This is a genomic window from Shewanella sp. HL-SH4 (assembly GCF_051164845.1).
In the GTDB taxonomy this organism is placed as follows: domain Bacteria; phylum Pseudomonadota; class Gammaproteobacteria; order Enterobacterales; family Shewanellaceae; genus Shewanella; species Shewanella glacialimarina.
In genome coordinates this window covers 3,094,249-3,114,732 of the sequence record NZ_CP195037.1, presented here as the reverse complement: position 1 = coordinate 3,114,732, position 20,484 = coordinate 3,094,249, and the positions used below count along the sequence as shown (strand labels likewise).

The 20,484-nt window shown below is 41.3% G+C and carries 22 protein-coding genes and 1 pseudogene; 11 read left to right on the top strand and 12 right to left on the bottom strand.

From position 1 onward, the window contains the following. Positions 1-66 precede the first annotated feature (66 nt). Complete coding sequence (locus ACRWQL_RS14645) at positions 67-390, top strand: hypothetical protein (protein ID WP_434953465.1); 324 nt, start codon at positions 67-69, stop codon at positions 388-390. Positions 391-483: 93 nt separating this feature from the next. On the opposite strand, the gene ACRWQL_RS14640 is transcribed toward ACRWQL_RS14645, so the two are convergent. Beyond that, positions 484-894 carry a hypothetical protein gene (locus ACRWQL_RS14640; protein WP_434938841.1) on the bottom strand — a complete coding sequence of 137 codons (411 nt, stop codon included), beginning with the start codon at positions 892-894 and terminating at the stop codon, positions 484-486. Positions 895-1,180: 286 nt separating this feature from the next. Between ACRWQL_RS14640 and ACRWQL_RS14635 the strand changes: the two genes are divergently transcribed. Next, positions 1,181-2,314: a methyltransferase gene (locus ACRWQL_RS14635; protein WP_434950730.1), complete on the top strand. Its 1,134-nt coding sequence runs from the start codon at positions 1,181-1,183 to the stop codon at positions 2,312-2,314. Here ACRWQL_RS14635 and ACRWQL_RS14630 read toward each other — a convergent pair. Both ACRWQL_RS14630 and ACRWQL_RS14625 read right to left on the bottom strand, forming a co-directional pair. Then, complete coding sequence (locus tag ACRWQL_RS14630; protein ID WP_434950728.1) at positions 2,304-3,206, bottom strand: sterol desaturase family protein; 903 nt, start codon at positions 3,204-3,206, stop codon at positions 2,304-2,306. The genes ACRWQL_RS14635 and ACRWQL_RS14630 overlap by 11 nt on opposite strands. A 38-nt stretch (positions 3,207-3,244) precedes the next feature. Then, positions 3,245-4,270 carry a DUF2804 domain-containing protein gene (locus tag ACRWQL_RS14625; protein ID WP_434950726.1) on the bottom strand — a complete coding sequence of 342 codons (1,026 nt, stop codon included), beginning with the start codon at positions 4,268-4,270 and terminating at the stop codon, positions 3,245-3,247. Positions 4,271-4,440: 170 nt separating this feature from the next. On the opposite strand from ACRWQL_RS14625, the gene ACRWQL_RS14620 reads away from it, so the two are divergent. From ACRWQL_RS14620 to ACRWQL_RS14605, 4 genes are all read left to right on the top strand, one after another. Then, the gene (locus ACRWQL_RS14620) at positions 4,441-5,007 is read left to right on the top strand and encodes a YajG family lipoprotein (protein ID WP_434950724.1); all 567 of its coding nucleotides are present in this window, start codon (positions 4,441-4,443) and stop codon (positions 5,005-5,007) included. Between the two features lie 49 nt (positions 5,008-5,056). Further along, complete coding sequence (locus tag ACRWQL_RS14615) at positions 5,057-5,656, top strand: peptidylprolyl isomerase (protein WP_434950722.1); 600 nt, start codon at positions 5,057-5,059, stop codon at positions 5,654-5,656. A 314-nt stretch (positions 5,657-5,970) separates the two neighbouring features. Beyond that, positions 5,971-6,303: a hypothetical protein gene (locus ACRWQL_RS14610; RefSeq protein WP_434950721.1), complete on the top strand. Its 333-nt coding sequence runs from the start codon at positions 5,971-5,973 to the stop codon at positions 6,301-6,303. A gap of 131 nt (positions 6,304-6,434) precedes the next feature. Continuing rightward, positions 6,435-7,829 carry an AmpG family muropeptide MFS transporter gene (locus tag ACRWQL_RS14605; protein ID WP_434950719.1) on the top strand — a complete coding sequence of 465 codons (1,395 nt, stop codon included), beginning with the start codon at positions 6,435-6,437 and terminating at the stop codon, positions 7,827-7,829. Positions 7,830-7,887: 58 nt separating this feature from the next. Here ACRWQL_RS14605 and ACRWQL_RS14600 read toward each other — a convergent pair whose 3' ends face one another. Further along, positions 7,888-8,373: a YajQ family cyclic di-GMP-binding protein gene (locus ACRWQL_RS14600; protein ID WP_226413779.1), complete on the bottom strand. Its 486-nt coding sequence runs from the start codon at positions 8,371-8,373 to the stop codon at positions 7,888-7,890. 152 nt (positions 8,374-8,525) lie between these two features. On the opposite strand from ACRWQL_RS14600, the gene ACRWQL_RS14595 reads away from it, so the two are divergent. Both ACRWQL_RS14595 and ACRWQL_RS14590 read left to right on the top strand, forming a co-directional pair. Continuing rightward, positions 8,526-8,891, top strand: coding sequence for a VanZ family protein (locus ACRWQL_RS14595; protein ID WP_434931320.1), 366 nt, complete (start codon positions 8,526-8,528; stop codon positions 8,889-8,891). Positions 8,892-8,907: 16 nt separating this feature from the next. After that, positions 8,908-9,855 carry a 2-dehydropantoate 2-reductase gene (locus tag ACRWQL_RS14590; protein ID WP_434950717.1) on the top strand — a complete coding sequence of 316 codons (948 nt, stop codon included), beginning with the start codon at positions 8,908-8,910 and terminating at the stop codon, positions 9,853-9,855. 24 nt (positions 9,856-9,879) lie between these two features. On the opposite strand, the gene ACRWQL_RS14585 is transcribed toward ACRWQL_RS14590, so the two are convergent. From ACRWQL_RS14585 to hemA, 8 genes and pseudogenes are all read right to left on the bottom strand, one after another. Next, entirely contained in the window at positions 9,880-10,752 is an 873-nt protein-coding gene (locus tag ACRWQL_RS14585) for a multidrug transporter (protein ID WP_434950715.1), read from the bottom strand. Positions 10,753-10,836: 84 nt separating this feature from the next. After that, the gene (gene kdsA / locus ACRWQL_RS14580; RefSeq protein ID WP_226413771.1) at positions 10,837-11,688 is read right to left on the bottom strand and encodes a 3-deoxy-8-phosphooctulonate synthase; all 852 of its coding nucleotides are present in this window, start codon (positions 11,686-11,688) and stop codon (positions 10,837-10,839) included. A gap of 16 nt (positions 11,689-11,704) precedes the next feature. Further along, positions 11,705-12,953, bottom strand: a pseudogene (locus tag ACRWQL_RS14575) (DUF819 domain-containing protein). Positions 12,954-13,110: 157 nt separating this feature from the next. Further along, the gene (locus ACRWQL_RS14570) at positions 13,111-13,899 is read right to left on the bottom strand and encodes a transglutaminase family protein (protein WP_434938857.1); all 789 of its coding nucleotides are present in this window, start codon (positions 13,897-13,899) and stop codon (positions 13,111-13,113) included. A gap of 10 nt (positions 13,900-13,909) precedes the next feature. Continuing rightward, positions 13,910-14,305, bottom strand: a complete 396-nt coding sequence (locus tag ACRWQL_RS14565; RefSeq protein ID WP_434926955.1) for a SirB2 family protein — start codon at positions 14,303-14,305, stop codon at positions 13,910-13,912. 86 nt (positions 14,306-14,391) lie between these two features. Continuing rightward, complete coding sequence (gene prmC / locus ACRWQL_RS14560) at positions 14,392-15,246, bottom strand: peptide chain release factor N(5)-glutamine methyltransferase (protein ID WP_434950713.1); 855 nt, start codon at positions 15,244-15,246, stop codon at positions 14,392-14,394. Positions 15,247-15,255: 9 nt separating this feature from the next. Continuing rightward, positions 15,256-16,341, bottom strand: a complete 1,086-nt coding sequence (prfA, locus tag ACRWQL_RS14555) for a peptide chain release factor 1 (RefSeq protein WP_434926957.1) — start codon at positions 16,339-16,341, stop codon at positions 15,256-15,258. Between the two features lie 14 nt (positions 16,342-16,355). Next, on the bottom strand, positions 16,356-17,606 hold the full coding sequence (gene hemA / locus ACRWQL_RS14550; RefSeq protein WP_434950712.1) for a glutamyl-tRNA reductase: 1,251 nt from the start codon (positions 17,604-17,606) through the stop codon (positions 16,356-16,358). Positions 17,607-17,817: 211 nt separating this feature from the next. Between hemA and lolB the strand changes: the two genes are divergently transcribed. The 3 genes from lolB to ACRWQL_RS14535 are packed head-to-tail and all read left to right on the top strand — an operon-like array spanning position 17,818 to position 20,344. Beyond that, positions 17,818-18,423 (top strand): lipoprotein insertase outer membrane protein LolB, encoded by a 606-nt coding sequence (gene lolB / locus ACRWQL_RS14545; RefSeq protein WP_434926958.1) that lies wholly within the window; start codon positions 17,818-17,820, stop codon positions 18,421-18,423. 26 nt (positions 18,424-18,449) lie between these two features. Then, the gene (ispE, locus tag ACRWQL_RS14540; RefSeq protein ID WP_434950710.1) at positions 18,450-19,349 is read left to right on the top strand and encodes a 4-(cytidine 5'-diphospho)-2-C-methyl-D-erythritol kinase; all 900 of its coding nucleotides are present in this window, start codon (positions 18,450-18,452) and stop codon (positions 19,347-19,349) included. Between the two features lie 47 nt (positions 19,350-19,396). After that, positions 19,397-20,344, top strand: coding sequence for a ribose-phosphate pyrophosphokinase (locus tag ACRWQL_RS14535; protein WP_226415846.1), 948 nt, complete (start codon positions 19,397-19,399; stop codon positions 20,342-20,344). Positions 20,345-20,484 lie beyond the last annotated feature (140 nt).

The window sequence follows — 20,484 nt, the reverse complement described above, 5'->3', positions numbered from 1 at the left end:
TCAAGTAAATTTATTAATTTCCGGCGGGATGCCATAATCTCAACTATGGCAGGTATGGAAAGTGCGATGCAGACAGCTGCAACGTTAACTTACTCAAAAGCCGCGATTGCTGGCGTTGAAAAACTGGCGACAAATACAATTAATATTGATGGAGTTGCTGTTAAGCTGGCTTATGGTTATCCAGATGGCACAGCTTCTGGTATTGACTTATTGATGGATGTCCCCAGTGGAGATTGGAAAAAACGCCCTAGTATTTTTTCTGGCGCTTGGATTTACTGGCACGGTAAAATTGCAGAAGATGCGGGCGTCGCGGCTTGCTACTTGCGGTACAGGCAAGCAGTTTCTGTCAGTGGCCGGCCAATTATTGACGTAGAGACGACAGGTTGTTAATGAGTACTTGGTAGACTTATTGTCACTGGCTTGCTAGCAGCTCAGTAAAATGAATCTATTATTATAAACGTTAACGCTCGCTCACTTAACATATCATGCTTCTGGATAGCGTTTTTCAATCGTTTTAAGCGAGCGAAGAAAAATACCTAAACCACCGACACTCAGCACCAGAATAACAATTAAATCAAATGCGCTCATATGGCTGAAGCGGAAATTAATAGAACTAATCACCCCAAAAATTAACCCTACTAATGAGCCAAAGGTCAATATCCAGCCAAAGATATTTTTAGCATTGTAAAACATTAACCCCACACCAAACATAAAGGGGATCATAATCATCCCGCTGGTCAAGTTCATACCGCTTACATTATATAAACTTTGGCTAAGGCCAAATGAGCTGGTGACTTTAATCGCCTTGAGCAGCATATAAAAGCCACCACTCATCATAATTAAGCCAATAAAAAATGACCCTATTCCCCCAGATGTTCCACCAGCACCTTTCATATCAATCCTTTATATGTATTATGTTTTAGAAGATGTTACTCAGTCAAAGGCTTAAATACAATCATATCGACACCAGCCATTTGTACTAAGGCCTAGCACTTAATAGATAACTAAGGGAGCAAACTCACTTTCCACAGTGCTGCACACCATGACATGAGCACCGGCAATACGCACAATCAGCCATAGTAAGAGTCAGTTTGATATAATATACAAACCAGTGATTTCAATCACACGCCTTAACTGCGATAATTAACAGCTTTAATGCATTCACTTTTGGGTAACATCAATGACAACCAGCCAATTTTCCTGCCAAGGTATCGAACTCACCTTATTTCGTTACCCTAAAAAGCAAGAATCTAATCTGCAGGCCTGGGATGCTAGCGATGAACACCTGATTAAGCACCTTATTGAAAACCAGCAAAATCCGGTTAATACTGCCATCATCAATGATAGTTTTGGGGCCTTACAGTGTGCATTAACCGCTATAAATGATCACTGGCCATTAGTGGTTGAAACAGACGCAAAAACAAGTCTGTTGGGCGCACAGCAAAACCTGTCGGACAATCACCTTAATGCAACGTATATTGAGTACTTTAATAGCCGAGAGTTACTGCCACGTAACATCCAACTAGTGTTGATGAAGTTGCCCAAAAACCTCAGCTATTTTGCCCATCAATTACAGCGGTTATCGCACGTGTTACCTCAGGGTGTTGAAGTGTTGATTAGCGCTAAAGCAAAGTCGATTAATAAATCGATTATTGATGTGATTAACAAAAATTTAGGCCCTGCATCAGCCAGCTTAACCTGGAAAAAAACCCGCGTAATTTCCTGTATAGCAGATGGTTTAACTAGAGCCTTGCCGCAAGATGTGAGCTGGGAGGTGACTGAATTAGGCTTAAGCATTAATAACATGACTAATGTTTTTGCCGCCAACAAACTCGATATCGGCGCGCGCTTCATGTTAGATAACATGCCACAAGGTCAGTATCATACCATTGTCGATTTAGGCTGTGGCAATGGCATTTTAGGGCTACGAGCTGCGCAGCTTTATCCTAATGCTAATATCCATTTTGTCGATGATTCTGAAATGGCGGTTGAATCTAGCCGCGTTAACTTTAGTGCCAATAAACTTAACGCTAATGCTGAGTTTCATTGGGATGACTGTTTGACCCATCTGGGTGATGTTGAGCCTGATTTAGTCCTATGTAATCCCCCATTTCACCAAGGTGAAGCGATTACCGACCATATTGCTTGGCAAATGTTTTTAGACGCCTATCGCAAACTGGCAACCGGCGGCGTATTACACGTAGTAGGTAATCGACATTTAGAGTATCACGTCAAAATAAAACGCATTTTCAAAAACTGCACAACCATTGCATCAAATGATAAATTCGTTATTTTACATGCAATTAAACAGTAGTCTTTTCATCTGCAAGGTTGTTGTTATCTGAACCACTATTTTCTATGGTGTTACTCGCTTGCGGCGGTGACAATAGCAGTGCAATTTTCTGCCGCCAAGTTAAATGAGGCTGACTCACATCGACTAACAAATCACGCCACTCTGCAAAGGTTACCGTTAACGGATTAAAACTGTTTACTGGTTTAGTGATACCGTATTCAACCGTATCCACTTCGGGTTCAAACGTGCCAAAAAGCTTATCCCAAATAATCAATACACCAGCGTAATTTTTATCAATATACTGCGGGTTACGGCCATGGTGTACGCGATGATGTGAAGGGGTATTAAATATATACTCTATAAACCCTAAAGATTTCACGGCTTGGGTGTGCACAAAAAACTGCAAACCTAAGTTTAACAACACCACAAATACTATCCAGTTAGGATCAAAACCGATCACAACCAAAGGCAACCAAAATAGCCACATACCCGCCAATGGATACATTAAACTTTGTCTAAAAGCGGTACTAAAGTTCATATTCTCCGAGCTATGGTGCACGACATGCGCCGCCCACATCCAACGAATACGATGACTGGCACGATGAAACCAGTAATAGCAAAAGTCTTGGGCAATAATCAGCGCAATAAAACTCACCACCGTCATTTGAATATCGAACATGCGCCAATCAAATAGCCATAAATACAGTTTTGCGATGAGTAACCCGGCCAATAAATCAGTAGCCTGATGCATTGCCGCCAAGGCAAAGTTACACGCCACTTCAACACCATGATATTGAGCGTTGACAGGTAAACGGTTTCGAACCAGCCATTCGAGTAAAATGCATACAAAAAATAGCGGTGCAAGTGCTAATAGCAGCACTTCAGGATGAGATATTAACCATTCAAAATTCATCTAATTGTCCGTGTTATAACTTAATGTGTGAACGATCACTACCATTTTGCAAAGTGGTCTTCCGCTAACCCTAGTTGATTGTGTAAGTGATACTTTGTGCCATCATTATCAATCAATATCCCGCTGTAATAACCTATATATTGACGAAAATTATTCTTTATAAAACCAAGGTTAAGCTTTTCTTTACGGCAATTGAGTGCCCTAAAAGTCAAATCGACTTGACCATCATTAGTCGATATCTGCCAAAAATCATCACTAATCTGACGGTTAAAAATAAAGTTCGCAGCACCTAAAAAGTGACGTTGACCATTTATCCACATAACATTTTCAGTATTACCGGTTTCATTAACACCCGCAGCCAAATTTAATCCTATCGCCCCTTGGGAGGTTAACGCATTAATTGAAGCCCAGCGCCATGCTGTTTTAGCCCGCATATAACCCGCTGAAAAATCATAACTGGCCAAAGCATTAAGTAAAGGTTGCGGCTCATTGAAAACAGTTAGCTCGCCAGACACCGCCAAGGCATTATGTTTTTGGGTATATGTCCAACCATTATAACCGGTCGGTGTAGACAAGCTGAGCGGCAAACTTAATGCCGGTGGCGACAAAACTAGCTTGGCTTGAATATTAGTTAATAGAATATTGACCTGCCACTGACCATCTTTAATATCAAATTCAAAATGATGCTGCTTACTGCCCACTTTTGCAGAGCCCTTACTAGCAGATGCACTTAATCGACACCCAATCCCAAAAGGCCTTAGCCATTCAGATTGCACCAAGCGGTTAGCTTGAATGTCGTATAAATAACAAAAACTGGAAGCAGCGTAGCGAATATCAGCAATTGCCAAACCTAATATATAACGCTGAGTCACAATGCTGACAAATTGAAATTGTTTAAAATCAAAATACTTTGCAATAAACGAGGCGGGCTTATCCATTTCATTAAAATACTTAAAGGCTTTCACATTTAAGTTTTTAACACTTCCATCAAATAAACCAAAAACAGGTTGCCCGTCATGGCCAATTAAACTTTCAGGGGCAAATTGCGGCTGAACAAGCTGCATACTGGGTCCATATTATTTAACATTATTATGACTGCTAAATTGACCTGATAAAATCAGATTGTCAACCAAGATAAATCATTTACCCCACACAATGCCAGCCATGTTAAAACGCTCGTTTTCTGTTATCCTTTCGCTATAATCTATCAACACAATGATTTTTAAGTATCACCATGAAAAAAATAATCCCTACTTTATTAAGTATCTTGTTATTAACTGCTTGTGCTAGCCACGAGCCAACTCATATTGCATTAAACCCAGCTCTTGGAGCAGTCGGTTTACACACAACTAATGATACTGCGATCAGTATCGAGATGCTTGATACCCGTTCAAAAAGCTTTATTGTTCAACTTGACCAGGCCCCTGAGGCACCAAAGTTAGTGAGCTCAAGTGAACCGATTCGAGCGCAGCTCGATACTATTTTTAGAGCTGGAATGCGTAAAGCTGGTTATGTGATCGATCCTGCTGCCAGTAAGCAGGTCGAATTTCAACTAGAATATTTGCTCACTAATGTCATCAATAACACCTTAAATTACGAAGCGAAAACACGTTTAGTGATCAATGTTAAAGCGTCGAATTCACGTCAAGAATTTACCAAAAGCTTCAGTGGTAACGGTTATTTTAAAGACTCATTCAGTCCTGATTTCGCCACGTTAGAGCTGGAAATGAACAAACTGATTGATAAGTTAACCACTGAAATTCTTAACGATGATGAATTACATCAATTTTTGAATAACTAAATATACCCAAAAGTTGATAGATAGATTTTTTAAAAAAGAAGGAATATTCATGTTTTCGAAATTTCGTTCAGTTACCACTGCCGTGTCTATATTGTTATTAACGACCTTTAGCGCCCAAGCTACTGTCGATATTCAACCCGATACGCTTTATCCCAAAGTCACCCTAGAAACCTCTATGGGTAACATAGTGATTGAGCTCGACCGGACTCGCGCGCCACGTACAGTCGATAATTTTTTAACCTATGTTGTAAAAGGTGAATATAACGGCACTTTATTTCATCGTGTCATTGCTGAATTTGTTGTGCAAGGCGGCGGAGTTACCACTGCATTAGAAGAACTGCCAACAATGGCTCCGGTGGTGAACGAGTCAGGCAATGGTCTATCAAATGGCTTAGGCACTATCGCTATGGCACGTGATAACGATCCGCACTCTGCTAATAGTCAGTTTTACTTTAATGTTGCCGATAACAAAAAACTCGACCCATCTAAACGTCGCTGGGGATATGCCGTGTTTGGTGAAGTTATTGAAGGGATGGATGTGTTAGAAGCCATTTCGTTAGTGCCAACAGAGCAAAATACCACTCTAAATTGGCCAGATGTGCCAGTAAATAAAGTCATTCTTAAAAAAGCGACATTACAAGCTCGTTAGTTTACTCCTTCAACTGCTGATCATCGGCTTCTTACCAGGCTTGTCGACAACATATAAAGGGTATTTGTGATAACGCGTTTTATTTATAAAGCGCGTTATCGACCAAATTAAGCCACACTTCAGTTTTATTTGTTGAAATAAACAGACCAATCCAACAGCATTTACTGCAACATATTAAAATAAATCATTAATAATCTATTTTGTAACAAACATTAATTCTGCTGTACCTAGCTACCGTTTTAGAGCTTTGCGTCTATACTCTAAAATATACTCCAAATGCTGTTTCTTTATGCATTCATTTTCAAGGACGTTTTATGACAGCTAACGATTTTATTGAAACCAAAGCTCCCCAACTGGCATTCTATGGAAAAGCTTTTTTAAGCAACCAACTCGAATACAAAGAAATTCAACTCTATATGTGGGATGTACTCGAGGAGTGGCAATATTTAACAGAAATAACACCTGCCGTGGAATGCCCACAAACGGACACTGAAAAAGTGTTCTGGCATCTATTACACTGCTTTGACAAGTGGCCTGATTGGGCGTTGCGGGGTGATATGTTCCTGCGCAGTCAGGTTAATGAATGCTGTGACTATATTAATATTGGTGGCACGTTTCCTCAAAGTTGCATCGGTGTTCGACCTTAATCATGTAAATGAATATTTATGGTTAATTCCAGCAGTCGAGCCATTGATTTAAGCTAATTTCATAATCAATGGCTTGAACCATTTCAGTCCAGCCCGTAAGCTAGCCCCATCGCCTCATTAATCCAGCATCCATGTCAGATATATTAAGCCGTTGTCGTGACCTTTTTTCCGTTTACTATCACAAACGGGTACTGATCCTATTATTTCTCGGATTCTCCGCCGGTCTGCCTTTAATGCTGGTATTTTCAACCTTGAGTTTTTGGTTACGAGAAGCTGGGGTTGATCGTGCTGCCATTGGTTACTTTAGTTGGATAGCACTCACATATGCCTTTAAATGGGCCTGGTCTCCGTTAGTTGATCGACTGTCTTTGCCACTATTTACCGCTTTTTTTGGCCGCCGAAGAGGCTGGATGATCTTCGCTCAATTGTGTTTAATTGGCGCTATTATTGGCATGTCGACAAGTGATCCTATTGAAGATCTTGAACGCTTAGCTATTTGCGCCCTGCTACTCGCTTTCGCCTCTGCCACCCAAGATATTGTTATTGATGCATTTAGAATTGAATCCGCCCCAGAGAAAATGCAAGCCGCATTAGCCGCGGCTTATCAAATTGGTTATCGCAGTGCCATGATAGTCTCTACCGCGGGGGCATTAACCATTGCCGCCTGGGTGTCACCAGACAGCCAAGGCTATAGTCTTGAATCTTGGCAAACAGCTTACTTTATTATGGCCTTAATGATGAGTGTAGGGCTTATTACTGCATTATTTGCTAAAGAGCCACAGGTAGACACTAAAGAGGCCGATGAACAAGAGCGCCTGCTACAGCAGCATTTTGCCAAACGCTATCCAAATGTAGTAGCTAAAGCGCTCGCATGGATCTACAGCGCAAGTGTGCTGCCATTTGCTGATTTTTTCAAACGATATGGTAAAACTGCAATTTTAATTTTATTGCTGATTTCCTGTTACCGAATTTCCGACATTGTGATGGGCGTGATGGCCAACGTATTTTATGTTGACATGGGATTTAGCAAAGAAGAAATAGCGTTTTTAAGCAAGGTTTACGGCTTAATTATGACATTAGTCGGCGCAGGTGCTGGCGGTATTCTGGTGATGAAATATGGCACCATGCGTATTCTATTTTTAGGTGCACTCTTAGTTGCGGTGACTAACTTGCTGTTTGCTTGGCAGGCTTATATTGGTTACAACGTGCCCTTTTTAACCTTCGCGATTTCTATCGATAACTTCAGCGCAGGTATTGCTACCGCAGCCTTTATAGCCTATCTCTCCAACTTAACCAGTAGCGGCTATAGCGCAACCCAATATGCATTATTGTCTTCTATTATGATCTTATTCCCAAAATTTATTGCAGGGTTTTCAGGCGAGTATGTCAATGCTTTTGGCTACGTTAACTTTTTTATTGCCGCTAGTCTGATTGGTTTCCCAGTGTTGTTGTTAATCGTGTTGCTTAATAGGGCGAATGCTCGCCAAGCAATCGAAGATGAACAAACACCAACTGATCCGCATTAATCTTTATTGCCAATAAAAAAACCGACATAAATGTCGGTTTTTTTATTAACACCCAGAATTAATCTCTGAAGTTATTGAACTGGAATGGTTGGCCAAGTTCCGACTCTCTGGCTAGGCGCATAACAGCTTGCAGGTCATCACGCTTTTTACCGGTAATACGCACTGAGTCGCCTTGAATAGCAGCTTGGACTTTAAGCTTGCTATCTTTAATGGCTTTGACCAATTTTTTAGCCACTAATGAATCAATACCCTGCTTAAAATTAACTTTTAAACTGAAGGTTTTACCGCTGTGAACCGATTTATCGTCAACTTCCATTGATGAAGGATCAACATTTCGCTTACTCAGCTGCATCCGTAATATATCGACTAGCTGCTTACAGATAAAATCATCCTCTGACTTTAAGGTAACGACATTGTCTTTCAAATCAATATCGATTTCTTTTCCACGTAAGTCAAAACGGCCTGATACTTCACGGCGAGAGTTTTCTACCGCGTTTCGTAGTTCTTCTTCGTCAACTTCTGACACGATATCCATTGATGGCATGGGGATCCTTTAATAAAGCTTGAGGTATTTGGGTTATTTTAACGCAAAATATTCAGTTTTGGCGATATAACAGCGGAATATAGATGACTTTAATCAGTAGTTTTCTTATCATGGGGCAAATTTAGATAAGCCTCAAGGCAGATGTAACACTTGTGATCAATTATCGAAATGCTTTTAAACTGGCATTATTAATAGCTGTTGTAGTAACAAGCTACTTAGTATTTTCTAAGCCGAACTATTCACAGTCTTTTCAGCATATGGACAAAGTCGGTCATTTAGGCAGTTTTTTTGGTCTCGCTTTTCTTGCCCACTATGCCTTTAAACCCAAATGGTATTACTTGTTCGGTATATTGGCCAGCTATGCGGTATTGATTGAACTGGTTCAATCAAGGCTTCCTTACCGCAGTGCTTCAATAGGGGATGTTATTGCTGACTTTGTCGGCATTGCATTGTTCTATTTGCTTCATTTCAGCTTTTTACAGTATAAAAAACTGAAAGATAAAGGCGCTAAACCTTAATTAACGAGTGCTTGTGATGATGACACAAAAAATTGGTGTGATAGGTGCTGGCGCTATCGGCCAATTAATGTTCAATTTAATCGCGACACAAGCTAACTCGCAAACGGATACTGTCGTTTATTTAATTGGCCGTGAGCCAAGCTCTCATTCGAGCACACTTCAATTTATCACTCTATCCCACTCAACCCAAAAAAATACCATTATTGTACTTGGTCAAGAAAACCCAGAATTAGCTGAACTAGATCTTGTTATCGTTTGTGTTAAAGCCTATCAGGTCGATAAGCTGATGTGTAATCTATTACCTAAACTTGCCAGCCACTGTCATATTATTCTGCTTCATAATGGAATGGGTCCACACTTAAATGCCGCTAAACATCTTTGTGGTTACCCTAAAATGGGCCTAAGTTTAGCAACAACATCCCAAGGTGCTTTAAGAAACGCACAATGGCAGGTTACCCATACAGGCAATGGCCAAACAACTATCGGTCATTACCAAGGGCAAAAATTAGCTACATCGCTAAAAGACTGCTTATCGCAGGCAATACCGGAGCTGATATGGCACACCGACATTATTACCGCATTATGGCAAAAGTTAATCATAAATTGCGCGATTAACCCACTTACAGCGATATTTGCATGCAAGAATGGTCAGTTGGAAGAGGATCGCTTTACCAAGCACATTCGCAAGATTGTGGAAGAGTGTATCGAGGTAGCTAAAGCTGATGGTATATCGTTATCGCTCCCTGCCAGCATAGAGATGGTCTACAAGGTCATTACGCTAACGGCCAATAACATCTCATCTATGTATCAAGATATTCTTCAACAGCGAAAAACTGAAATAGATTATATCAGTGGTTATGTGGTTGAGCGCGCTGCACAACATCAGATTGCCGTGCCCGCTAACCTTAATAATCAGCAAGGCATTAAAGCCTTAGAAATTGCTAATCAGTCAAATGCCACTTAGCTAAACAAGCGCCACATAATCAAGCTAACTCCACATCACTAACACGGCAGCAATAGCAATGAGTAGTAGCCCTAGCATGTCGTTTATTTTGACCTTTTGTTTAAGCCAAAAACTGGCGATGATTATCATGAAAAACACTTCTATTTGGCCTAATGTTTTAACATAGGGCACTGCCTGTAAAGACATAGCCGTAAACCAACCGATTGAGCCTATACAGCTGGTAACACTGATAAGTAGCGTTAACTTAGGTCGCTTAAATAAATCAACTAAGGTTGCTTTATCATAGCTAAGTAAATAACTCACTAATATAGCCGTTTGTAGACTGATAACGGCCAATAATACCCAGGCTGCACCGTGGGGGAATGGCGCATCAAGTTGTAAGCTCGCTTCTCTTACCCAAAGTGAAGTTAATGCAAACGCACTACCGCAGGCTAGCCCAAGTAAAACTGTTTTTATCGACAGTTGTTTAAAGCCTTGTTTGGCACTTAATAGCATAATGGCGACCCCGCCAACCATGACACCTAACCAGCCCAATAAACTTAACTGAGTACCGAAAAAAAACACCCCCAGAATAGCTGCAACTAAAGCTTCACTTTTTGCCAGTCCAGCTCCAACGGCAAAATTTTGCATTTTAAATAACTTTACCATTAACCCTGTGGCCAAGATTTGCATCAAGGATGCACCGACGACAAATTGGATAAAATTAACATTAAAATCTGGGATATGAGTCGGTTGCCATTGATACAAACTCAATAAATACACTAACGCGATAGGCCCTGCCCAAATAAATCGCGCTAACGTGACACCGGCAATGTTAACGTCTTGACTTAACTGACTTTGAAAAGCATTGCGCCACGCTTGCATAAATGCAGCAAGAACAGTAAAGGCAATCCACATGCTTACTTTCCCCATAAAAAGTCGTATGAAAGTCGATTAAACAGCCATAAAAAAGCCCTGATAAACAGGGCTTTTTTTAATGTACTACTTACTGGTATCTATATATTCAAACGATTTAACGAGATCATCAACCGCTTTAATTTGTTTCAAATAATTTTCTAATTGATGTAATGGTAAAGCACAAGGGCCATCACACATAGCATTATCTGGATCAGGATGCGCTTCAATAAATAAACCCGCAATGCCCAACGCCATACCACTTCTAGCAAGTTCAGTTGCCTGTGCACGGCGTCCACCGGCTGAATCACTCCTTCCACCTGGGCGTTGCAAAGCATGGGTGGCATCAAAAATAACTGGGTAGCCAGATTGCTTCATTTCATCCATACCCAGCATATCGACAACGAGGTTGTTGTAGCCAAAACAACTGCCGCGCTCGCATAATAAAATGTTGTCATTGCCCGCTTCATTAAACTTTTTCACAATATGACGCATTTCATGCGGCGCAAGAAACTGCGGCTTTTTCACATTAATGATAGCGCCCGTTTCAGCCATTGCGACAACTAAGTCAGTTTGACGAGCCAAAAATGCAGGTAATTGGATCACGTCAACCACTTCAGCCACAGGCTTACACTGGTAGATTTCATGCACATCAGTAATGATTGGCACATTAAAGGTTTTTTTGATTTCTTCAAAAATCTTCAAGCCTTCTTCCATACCCGGACCGCGATATGAATGCACTGATGAACGGTTAGCTTTATCAAAAGAGGCTTTAAACACATAAGGAATACCCAGCTTTTGGGTTACTTCGACATAATGTTCAGCTATCGACATGGCTAAATCACGCGATTCAAGTACATTCATGCCACCAAATAACACAAATGGTTTGTCGTTGGCTACTTCAGTGCCATTAGCTAATTCAATGATTTTTTGATTCATTTGACCTTCTTAACGCTTACGCGCCAATAATTAGTAAAAACTGACCACATAGCCACGCCATGTAAGTACCTAATGCATAACCTAATACTGCCAGTAAAACACCTACAGGAGCCAGTGAAGGATGAAATGCTGCTGCAACCACAGGAGCAGAAGCGGCACCGCCAACGTTGGCTTGACTGCCAACTGCCATATAAAACAACGGCGCTTTAATTAATTTAGCCACTAATAGCATAAAGCCTGCATGAACTAACATCCAAACAATCCCGACTAAAAAGTAAATCGGGGTGTCCATAATTTTGGTAACATCCATGTGCAAGCCAATAGTTGCCACCAATATGTATAAAAAGGCGGTAGCTACTTTCGATGCGCCCGCGGCTTTCTAAATGCCTGACTGGGCTAAATGACATCGCTAAGCCAATTGTGGTAACAATAACAACTAACCAGAAAAACTTAGAGGTTAAACTGTAATCTGCTGTCCAGGGGTAATTGGTTTCAAAAAAGGGTCCTAGAAAATCTGCGGCCAAATGGGCAAAACCGGTAACACCAAAACCGACTGCAACTATCATCATTAAATCACGCTGGTTCGGAATACGGGCGTTTTCTGCTTGATACTTTTCAACTTTAGCTTTTAATACTTCAATTGCACGGGTGTCAGCACCGGTTCTGGCATCGATTTCTTTGGCTTTGGAGGCCATAAATAATAACACTGCCATCCAAATATTGGCGACGATAACATCTACAGTGACCATTACAGAGAAAATTTCCCCGCCTACACTATAAATCTCTTTCATCGCAGCCTGGTTTGCACCGCCGCCAATCCAGCTACCAGCAAGGGTTGTCATACCACGCCAAACCGCATCAGGGCCGTTATTACCGATAAGTGTTGGGTCGATAAATGAAACCAGTAATAACGCAATCGGTCCGCCTATAACAATACCCACAGTGCCGGTTAAAAACATGATAACCGCTTTAGGGCCCAAGCCTAAAATAGCTTTTAAATCGACACTTAAAATAAGTAACACTAGACACGCCGGTAATAAATAACGTGATGCTACATAATATAATTGAGAGGTATGACCGTCGACCACCCCAAACGTATTCAGCAATGAGGGTAAGAAGTAACATAATAAAAGTGCAGGAATAAACTTATAGAATTTTTGCCAAAATGGATGTGGCGATGAACTGGTATAAAATACAAACCCGAGAATAGCGGCTAGTAAACCCAGTGCGGTGGCGTCATTTGTGACCAGTGCCGACGTCGTCATGCAGTTTTCTCCCTTGCAAATGCAGTATAGAAAGCGAAATTCGCTTATGGTTATTTTCTTGTTTTTATTTATTGTTTATTGTACGGACTTGGTAAATTTTCTTAGGCGCGCTTACTTTTCTTTATATCAATATTTAGGCTCAGATGAGCCTAATATATTAATGATAAATTTGTGAGTGCTGACTTAGCTCTTTTAACTGCATTTTAACCAACTCAATCACGGGATCATGTGGGCTATTATCAATAAAGTGCTGTAAGTCAGACATCGCCACTTTAATGCAACCTAATTGCTGTGCAATAAAAGCACGTTCACGATTTAAGTTCACATCATCAGGATGCCATTGCAACAGTAAATTACAACATTCCATTGCTTGCTCAAACTTCTGGCTCACAATACAACCCGCTTTTAGCTCATGCAACATTCGACTGATTAAACGTTTTAAAGATGCAGGCTTAATATGGCTTGGTTTTAACTTAGCGGCATTACCTAACTCGCCTCGCACTAATGAATGTAATTGATGTCGGCTTAACTCTTTACCTGTTAATGGATCAAAGTAACTGATTTTATCATTCAATAAACTACGTAAAACCGTTTGCCCCGGCAGTAACACAGCCTCAAGCGGTAAATCCAATTGCTTAGCTAGCAACACGAGTAATGTCGCAAGAGTTGTACTATTACCCTGGCGCTTTAATACACAATAACAAAGGTCAGCCGCCTCTACGCTGAAGTAATCTTCACGTGCTTGAAAGCCTAAATCATTATAAAACCAGTTAAGTAGCCTTTGCAGCCGTGCTTCTTGATCAACCACATAATGGCTCAGTACTGAGCCTGCTATTTCATACCAAGCCCATAGAGCTGGCTGTGCACGAGAAAAACCTAAATGTTCTGATAATTCAAATGCAGTTTCAGGAATAGAAACTGCATCATCAAGTTGAAGTTTTGCCATTAAAAATCAATTAACCCATTAATACGACTTGTTTGAAATGAGCCAGTTTGGCCGCTAACACTAACCAACCGATTGCGCCGAGGAAGGCGAAAAACTTAAACAGTTTATTACGGCTTGATTTAAGCGCCATGATCCCTAATGCAATATATGCCACTACAGAGATAATTTTTTCCGTCATCCACGGATCCACGAATGGATATTGGTTGATCATGAAGCAAAGGGTGATCCCTGACGCTAATAAAAAAGTATCAACTACGTGGGGTGCCACTTTAAGGAATTTTCTGTCCATAAGCGGTGATTGGCGTAGGTGCAATACAAAACGCAACACAAAAAACGAGACGCTTAAAGCAATAAACATTAAATGAGTATGTTTTACCGCTGGATATAAACTATAAAATGTTTCCATTATTGTTGTTCTCAGTTGGGCATAAATAAAATAGCGGCTAGTCTACTCGATAAACTAGCCGCTTTCCAATAGCATCAGTGTAATGACTACTCTGTCCAGGTCCCTATAGTACAGCGATCGTTACTGCCAAAATCTCTTACAGTGGCGACATCTTTGTAACCTAAGTTGATCATTTTCTCTCTTACTCTAATAGCTTGTTGATAGCCATGTTCAAGTAATAAAAAGCCACCAGGCAGCAGGTGCTCACGGGCCTTGTCTGCTATATGGTAAATATCAGCGTAACCTTCATCGGCAGCAGTCAATGCACTTTGTGGCTCAAATCGAACATCGCCAATACTTAAATGTTCGTCTTGCTCAGCGATGTACGGAGGGTTGGAGACAATTAAATCAAAATCACGATCTTTTACCGCGCTAAACCAGTCTGACTGCAATATTTCAACTTGTTCAAGTTGTAAGTTTGCTCGATTAGCTTTAGCTAAGGCGACAGCTTCTGGCACTTTATCAATTGCTGTTATCCGCCATTTAGGTCTTTCATGGGCAATAGATAAGGCTATCGCGCCAGTCCCAGTGCCTAAGTCCAGCACCCTAGCATTAAATCGAATGTCTAAATTTAATGCAGTTTCAACTAATATTTCAGTATCTGGGCGTGGGATAAGTGTTGATTCATTGACAATAAAAGGTAATGACCAAAATTCTCGCTCACCAATAATATGCGCAACTGGCATGCCTTGCTGACGCTTTTTAACCATCTGCTGAAAGTTTTTAAACTGCTCAACGGTCAGTGTGCGCTCAGGCCAGGTATATAAAAAACTACGTGTTTTATTGAGACAATGAATAAGCAGAGCCTCTGCATCTACATGGGCAGAGTCAGAGGTTGATGCCAATTGTGAAAAAGCCCATTGCTGGGCTTCAACTATTGTTGAATACGATGACTGGGGCAAGGTTGCTCCTTAATCGCCTGATAAGGCCGCAAGTAAATCCGCTTGGTGTTCTAGCATAATAGGATCAAGTAATGCATTGAGATCACCTTCCATTATTTCACCTAAACGATAAAGAGTCAGGTTGATACGATGATCACTAACTCGCCCTTGTGGGTAATTATAGGTACGAATACGTTCTGAACGATCACCACTTGCCACAAGACTACGGCGAGTTGTTTCTTCTTCGCTACGACGTTTTTCATCTTCAACAGCTTGAATACGGGCAGCCAGTACACTCATCGCTTGGGCACGGTTTTTATGCTGTGAGCGTTGATCCTGACATTCCACAATAATTCCGCTGGGAATATGGGTAATTCGGATAGCTGAATCGGTTTTGTTAACGTGCTGACCACCTGCACCAGATGCGCGGAAAGTATCCACTTTTAAGTCGGCAGGGTTAATTGAAATCGCTTCTGCTTCGGGCACTTCATGCATAACTACTACAGTACAAGCTGAGGTGTGAACACGACCTTGAGATTCTGTTTCAGGAACACGCTGTACACGGTGTCCGCCCGATTCATATTTCAATTTGCCGTAAACACTTTCACCACTGACTTTAACAATAATTTCTTTAAAGCCACCATGTTCGCCTTCATTGACGTTCATGATTTCCATCTGCCAGCGGTTTGCTTCTGCAAAACGGCTGTACATACGGTACAAATCACCCGCAAAAATAGCCGCTTCATCACCGCCTGCACCCGCACGAATTTCCATAAATGCATTGGTATCATCATTCGGGTCTTTAGGCAGTAATAGAATTTGAAGTTCGTCTTCTAAACGGGCTAATTCATTTTTAGCCGCTTTCATTTCTTCTTGTGCCATTTCACGCATTTCTGCGTCGTCTTCTTCAAGCATTTCTTTCGCTGACGCTAGATTGTCCTGCGCTTGTTGAAACTCTTTAAACCCTTTGACGACATCTTCAAGTTGAGAATATTCTTTTGACAATGCGCGAAAACGCTCTTGATTGGAAATTACACCAGGATCTGATAATAATGCCAATACTTCTTCATTTCGCTCAAGCAAGCCTTCAAGCTTGCGGATAACGGATTGTTTCATTTAGCTCGCTAACCTTAATTTTTATCGAGTCCGAGCGCTATTCTTAATTGTCCTAACGTATTCAAATCGCCCTGACGGCTTGCGACCGTTAATGCTTGTGTGGGGGCATGAATGAGGCGATTGGTTAGTCTATTTGCTAATTCCAATAACACTTGCTCGCCATCGCCACCTTGAGCCAATTTTTTCAAGGCACGTTCGACCAGTTCATCTTTAATTGCCACACTTTGGCTGCGATACTCACGAATACTGTCAACAGACTCTAAAGAACGTACCCATTCCATAAAAATATGAGATTGTTCTTCAGTTATTAATTCAGCTTGTTCGGCTGCTTCCATACGGGAAGCCATGTTCTGTTCAATGATACTATGTAAATCGTCCACAGTATAAAGGAAAGCGTCGTCTAACTCACCGACTTCCGCTTCAATATCTCTGGGCACTGCAATATCGACGAGCAACATAGGTTGATGACGACGTTGCTTGAGTGCTTTTTCAACCATACCTTTACCCAAAATGGGTAAAGGGCTAGCCGTGGATGATATCACGATATCAGCCTTAGCAAGGTAATCAGGTATTTGCTGCAAGGTAATTGCAGTCGCGTTGAACTCTTCGCACATGGCTTGTGCACGTTCAATAGTGCGATTGGCGACAATAATTGATTCTACATTATTATCTTTTAAATGTTTGGCAACCAGTTCAATCGTTTCACCGGCACCAATAAGCAAGACTTTAGTACGGCTCAAGCTTGAGAAAATGTGTTTAGCCATGCTCACAGCAGCAAAAGCGACTGATACCGCTGCGGCGCCGATTTCAGTTTCGGTGCGCACTTTTTTAGCAACTGAAAAGGTATTTTGAAATAAACGGTCGATGGTTATCGCTGTTGTACCAGCCTCTTTAGCTTTTACAAAGGCTTGTTTTACCTGGCCAAGAATTTGTGGTTCACCCAATACCAATGAATCAAGCCCTGAGGAAACCCGCATTAAATGCTTCACTGCGACTTGATCGCGATATACATAAATGCATGGCATTAAGTCTTCATGCTTTAAACCATGATAATCCTGCAGCCATTCTATAATGTCCGCTTCACTGCCATTATTACAATAAAGTTCTGTTCGATTACAGGTAGACACAATCACAGCTTCGCCTGTGGTGGTGCGACTTGCCAAACTTTTCATCGCATCATGTATTTTATCTGGTGAAAAAGCGACTTTTTCACGTAGATCTACTGTGGCGGTTTTATGGTTTATCCCGATTGCTACTAGGCTCATCTGACTCGTTCTAAGTTTTTCTCGGTATCGTTAATTAGGCTATTCTACTGAATCAGGCTAATTAAAAACACTGTAGGGTTAACAAAACCGAATATATGTCTAATTTTTCTTTCAAATAACCGATTAACAAACCTTAATCACAAAAGCATTTTTACAACAATGCCAATGCCCAGTATTATAGAGGAATCACTTCTTAGTACACGAGTTACTTTTGCAACGTTTTTTTAAAGCTCACTTTTTGGTTATTACCGCATCGATACTATTTTTGAGTGCTTGTACCTCATTGCCAACACAAGAGTATCAGCCAATTGAAGTCACCCATGTCAAAGACGCCGATAATTGGGAGCTACAGGGCAAAATTGCTTTTAAGTCATCAACAGATAAGTTTAGTACTAATTTATATTGGTTTCATCACCTTAATGGAAATGAGTTACGCCTAACCACTCCGCTGGGCACCAATGTGCTCACCCTGAAAAATGATCAGGGTCTTGCAACATTAGAGGTCGACGGAAAAACCTACCACGACAATAACCCCCAAGCATTGTTAGAAGGCGTAAGTGGGATAACGATTCCATTTGCTGATATACCTTTATGGCTTACAGGACAAATTGGCAGCAAAGATAACGTTATCAGCTATAATTCTTCTGGTCAGGTGCTCCAATTTAACAGTCCTGATGATGAAGCCGACTGGCAAGTCAGTTTTGTTAGCTGGCAGCAACAAAGCGGTGTTTTGGTGCCTAAGCAGCTAAAAATTGTCCGTAAGGACGTACAAATAAAAATTCAGACCAATTTATGGCAGGCATTGACGCCAAAATAAACGCCACTTAATAATAGGATAATAAATTGAAGCCTAATCACTCAACCTCTAAAAGCTGGCCAGCTCCTGCCAAGTTAAATTTATTTTTACATGTTACTGGCCAACGTGAAGACGGTTACCATGAGCTGCAAACCCTATTTCAATTTATAGATCATTGCGATTACCTCGACTTCCAAGTTACAGAAACGCCTGAGCTCTATCTTCATTCGAATATCTCGGATTCTGTCCCCGACAGCGATAACTTAATTCTTAAGGCTGCAAAGTCTTTAAAAAAATACACAAATTATCATGGCGGCGCGCATATTTGGTTAGATAAATTACTGCCCATGGGCGGCGGTTTAGGTGGAGGTTCATCTGATGCAGCCACAACGTTAGTGGCGTTAAATGCCCTGTGGAAAACGAACCTTTCAGTGAGTAAATTAGCTGAGATTGGATTAGCGCTAGGGGCTGATGTTCCTGTATTTATTAATGGCTTAGCGGCATTCGCTGAGGGTGTGGGTGAACAACTTCAGCCGGTATATCCTACTGAATATTGGTATCTCGTTATCGCTCCTGATGTCCACGTTTGTACCCGCAGTGTATTTCAACACCCTGACTTGCCCCGTAGTACACCCAAGCTACAACTGGACACATTAATGTCCAATGAATGGAGCAATGATTGTCAAAATCTGGTAACCAAACAACACCCCGAAGTTGCCAATGCCTTAAGCTGGCTGGTAGAATATGCGCCGTCGAGAATGACCGGAACAGGCGCATGTGTGTTTGGGGAATTCGAGCGTTCGCAACAAGCTCTTGATGTCTTAGCGCAACTTCCTGCTAATATGAAAGGTTTTGTTGCAAAAGGGCTTAATACTTCGCCGCTACTAGTGCGCTTAGATGAGTTCGAACAATATTCTTCTGAGTCAATTTTGAGTGCTAACACGTAAAATTGATTTAGCCACTAATTTTAATGCAAACACCTGAGGTTCATAAAGTGCCCGACATTAAGCTCTTTGCTGGTAACGCTACCCCAAATCTAGCCATCAAGATTGCAGACCGTTTATTTTGTAAACTTGGCGACGCAGTTGTAGGCCGTTTCAGCGACGGTGAAATCAGTGTTCAAATTAACGAAAACGTACGTGGTGCGGATGTGTTTATCATCCAATCTACCTGTGCGCCAACCAACGATAACCTGATGGAGTTAATCGTGATGGTTGATGCACTACGTCGTGCTTCTGCAGGCCGTATCACCGCTGTAATCCCTTACTTTGGTTATGCGCGTCAAGACCGTCGTGTTCGCAGTGCTCGTGTCCCTATTACCGCTAAGGTAGTTGCAGACTTTTTATCAAGTGTTGGTGTAGACCGCGTATTAACCTGCGACTTACACGCTGAACAAATACAAGGTTTCTTCGACGTGCCTGTAGATAACGTATTTGGTAGCCCAGTGTTACTTGAAGATATGTTAGCGAAAAAATTAGATAATCCAGTGGTTGTTTCTCCTGATATTGGTGGTGTAGTTCGCGCCCGTGCAGTTGCTAAATTACTGGATGATTCAGATTTAGCCATTATTGATAAACGCCGCCCACAAGCCAACGTTGCACAAGTTATGCATATCATAGGTGATGTTCAAGGCCGTGATTGTATTATTGTTGATGACATGATCGACACAGGTGGCACCCTATGTAAAGCAGCTGAAGCATTGAAAGAACACGGCGCTAACCGCGTGTTTGCTTATGCTACGCATCCTGTATTTTCAGGCAATGCAGCAGAAAATATTGCTAACTCAGTGATTGATGAAGTGATTGTAACTGACACAGTACCTTTAAGTGCTGAAATGCTTAAGGTTGCTAAAGTCACTCAGTTAACAATGTCAGCAGTGCTCGCTGAAGCAATTCGTCGTGTAAGCAACGAAGAGTCGATCTCAGCGATGTTCCGTCACTAAGCACGTCATTCAGTAAACATATACTGATACCGTTTTATTAATGCCGTTTGTATTATTACAAACGGCATTTTTTATGCGGTAAAAATGCAACTATAGCTAATCCAGTCAGATTAAGATGCTTTTAAGATAGACTTGTTACC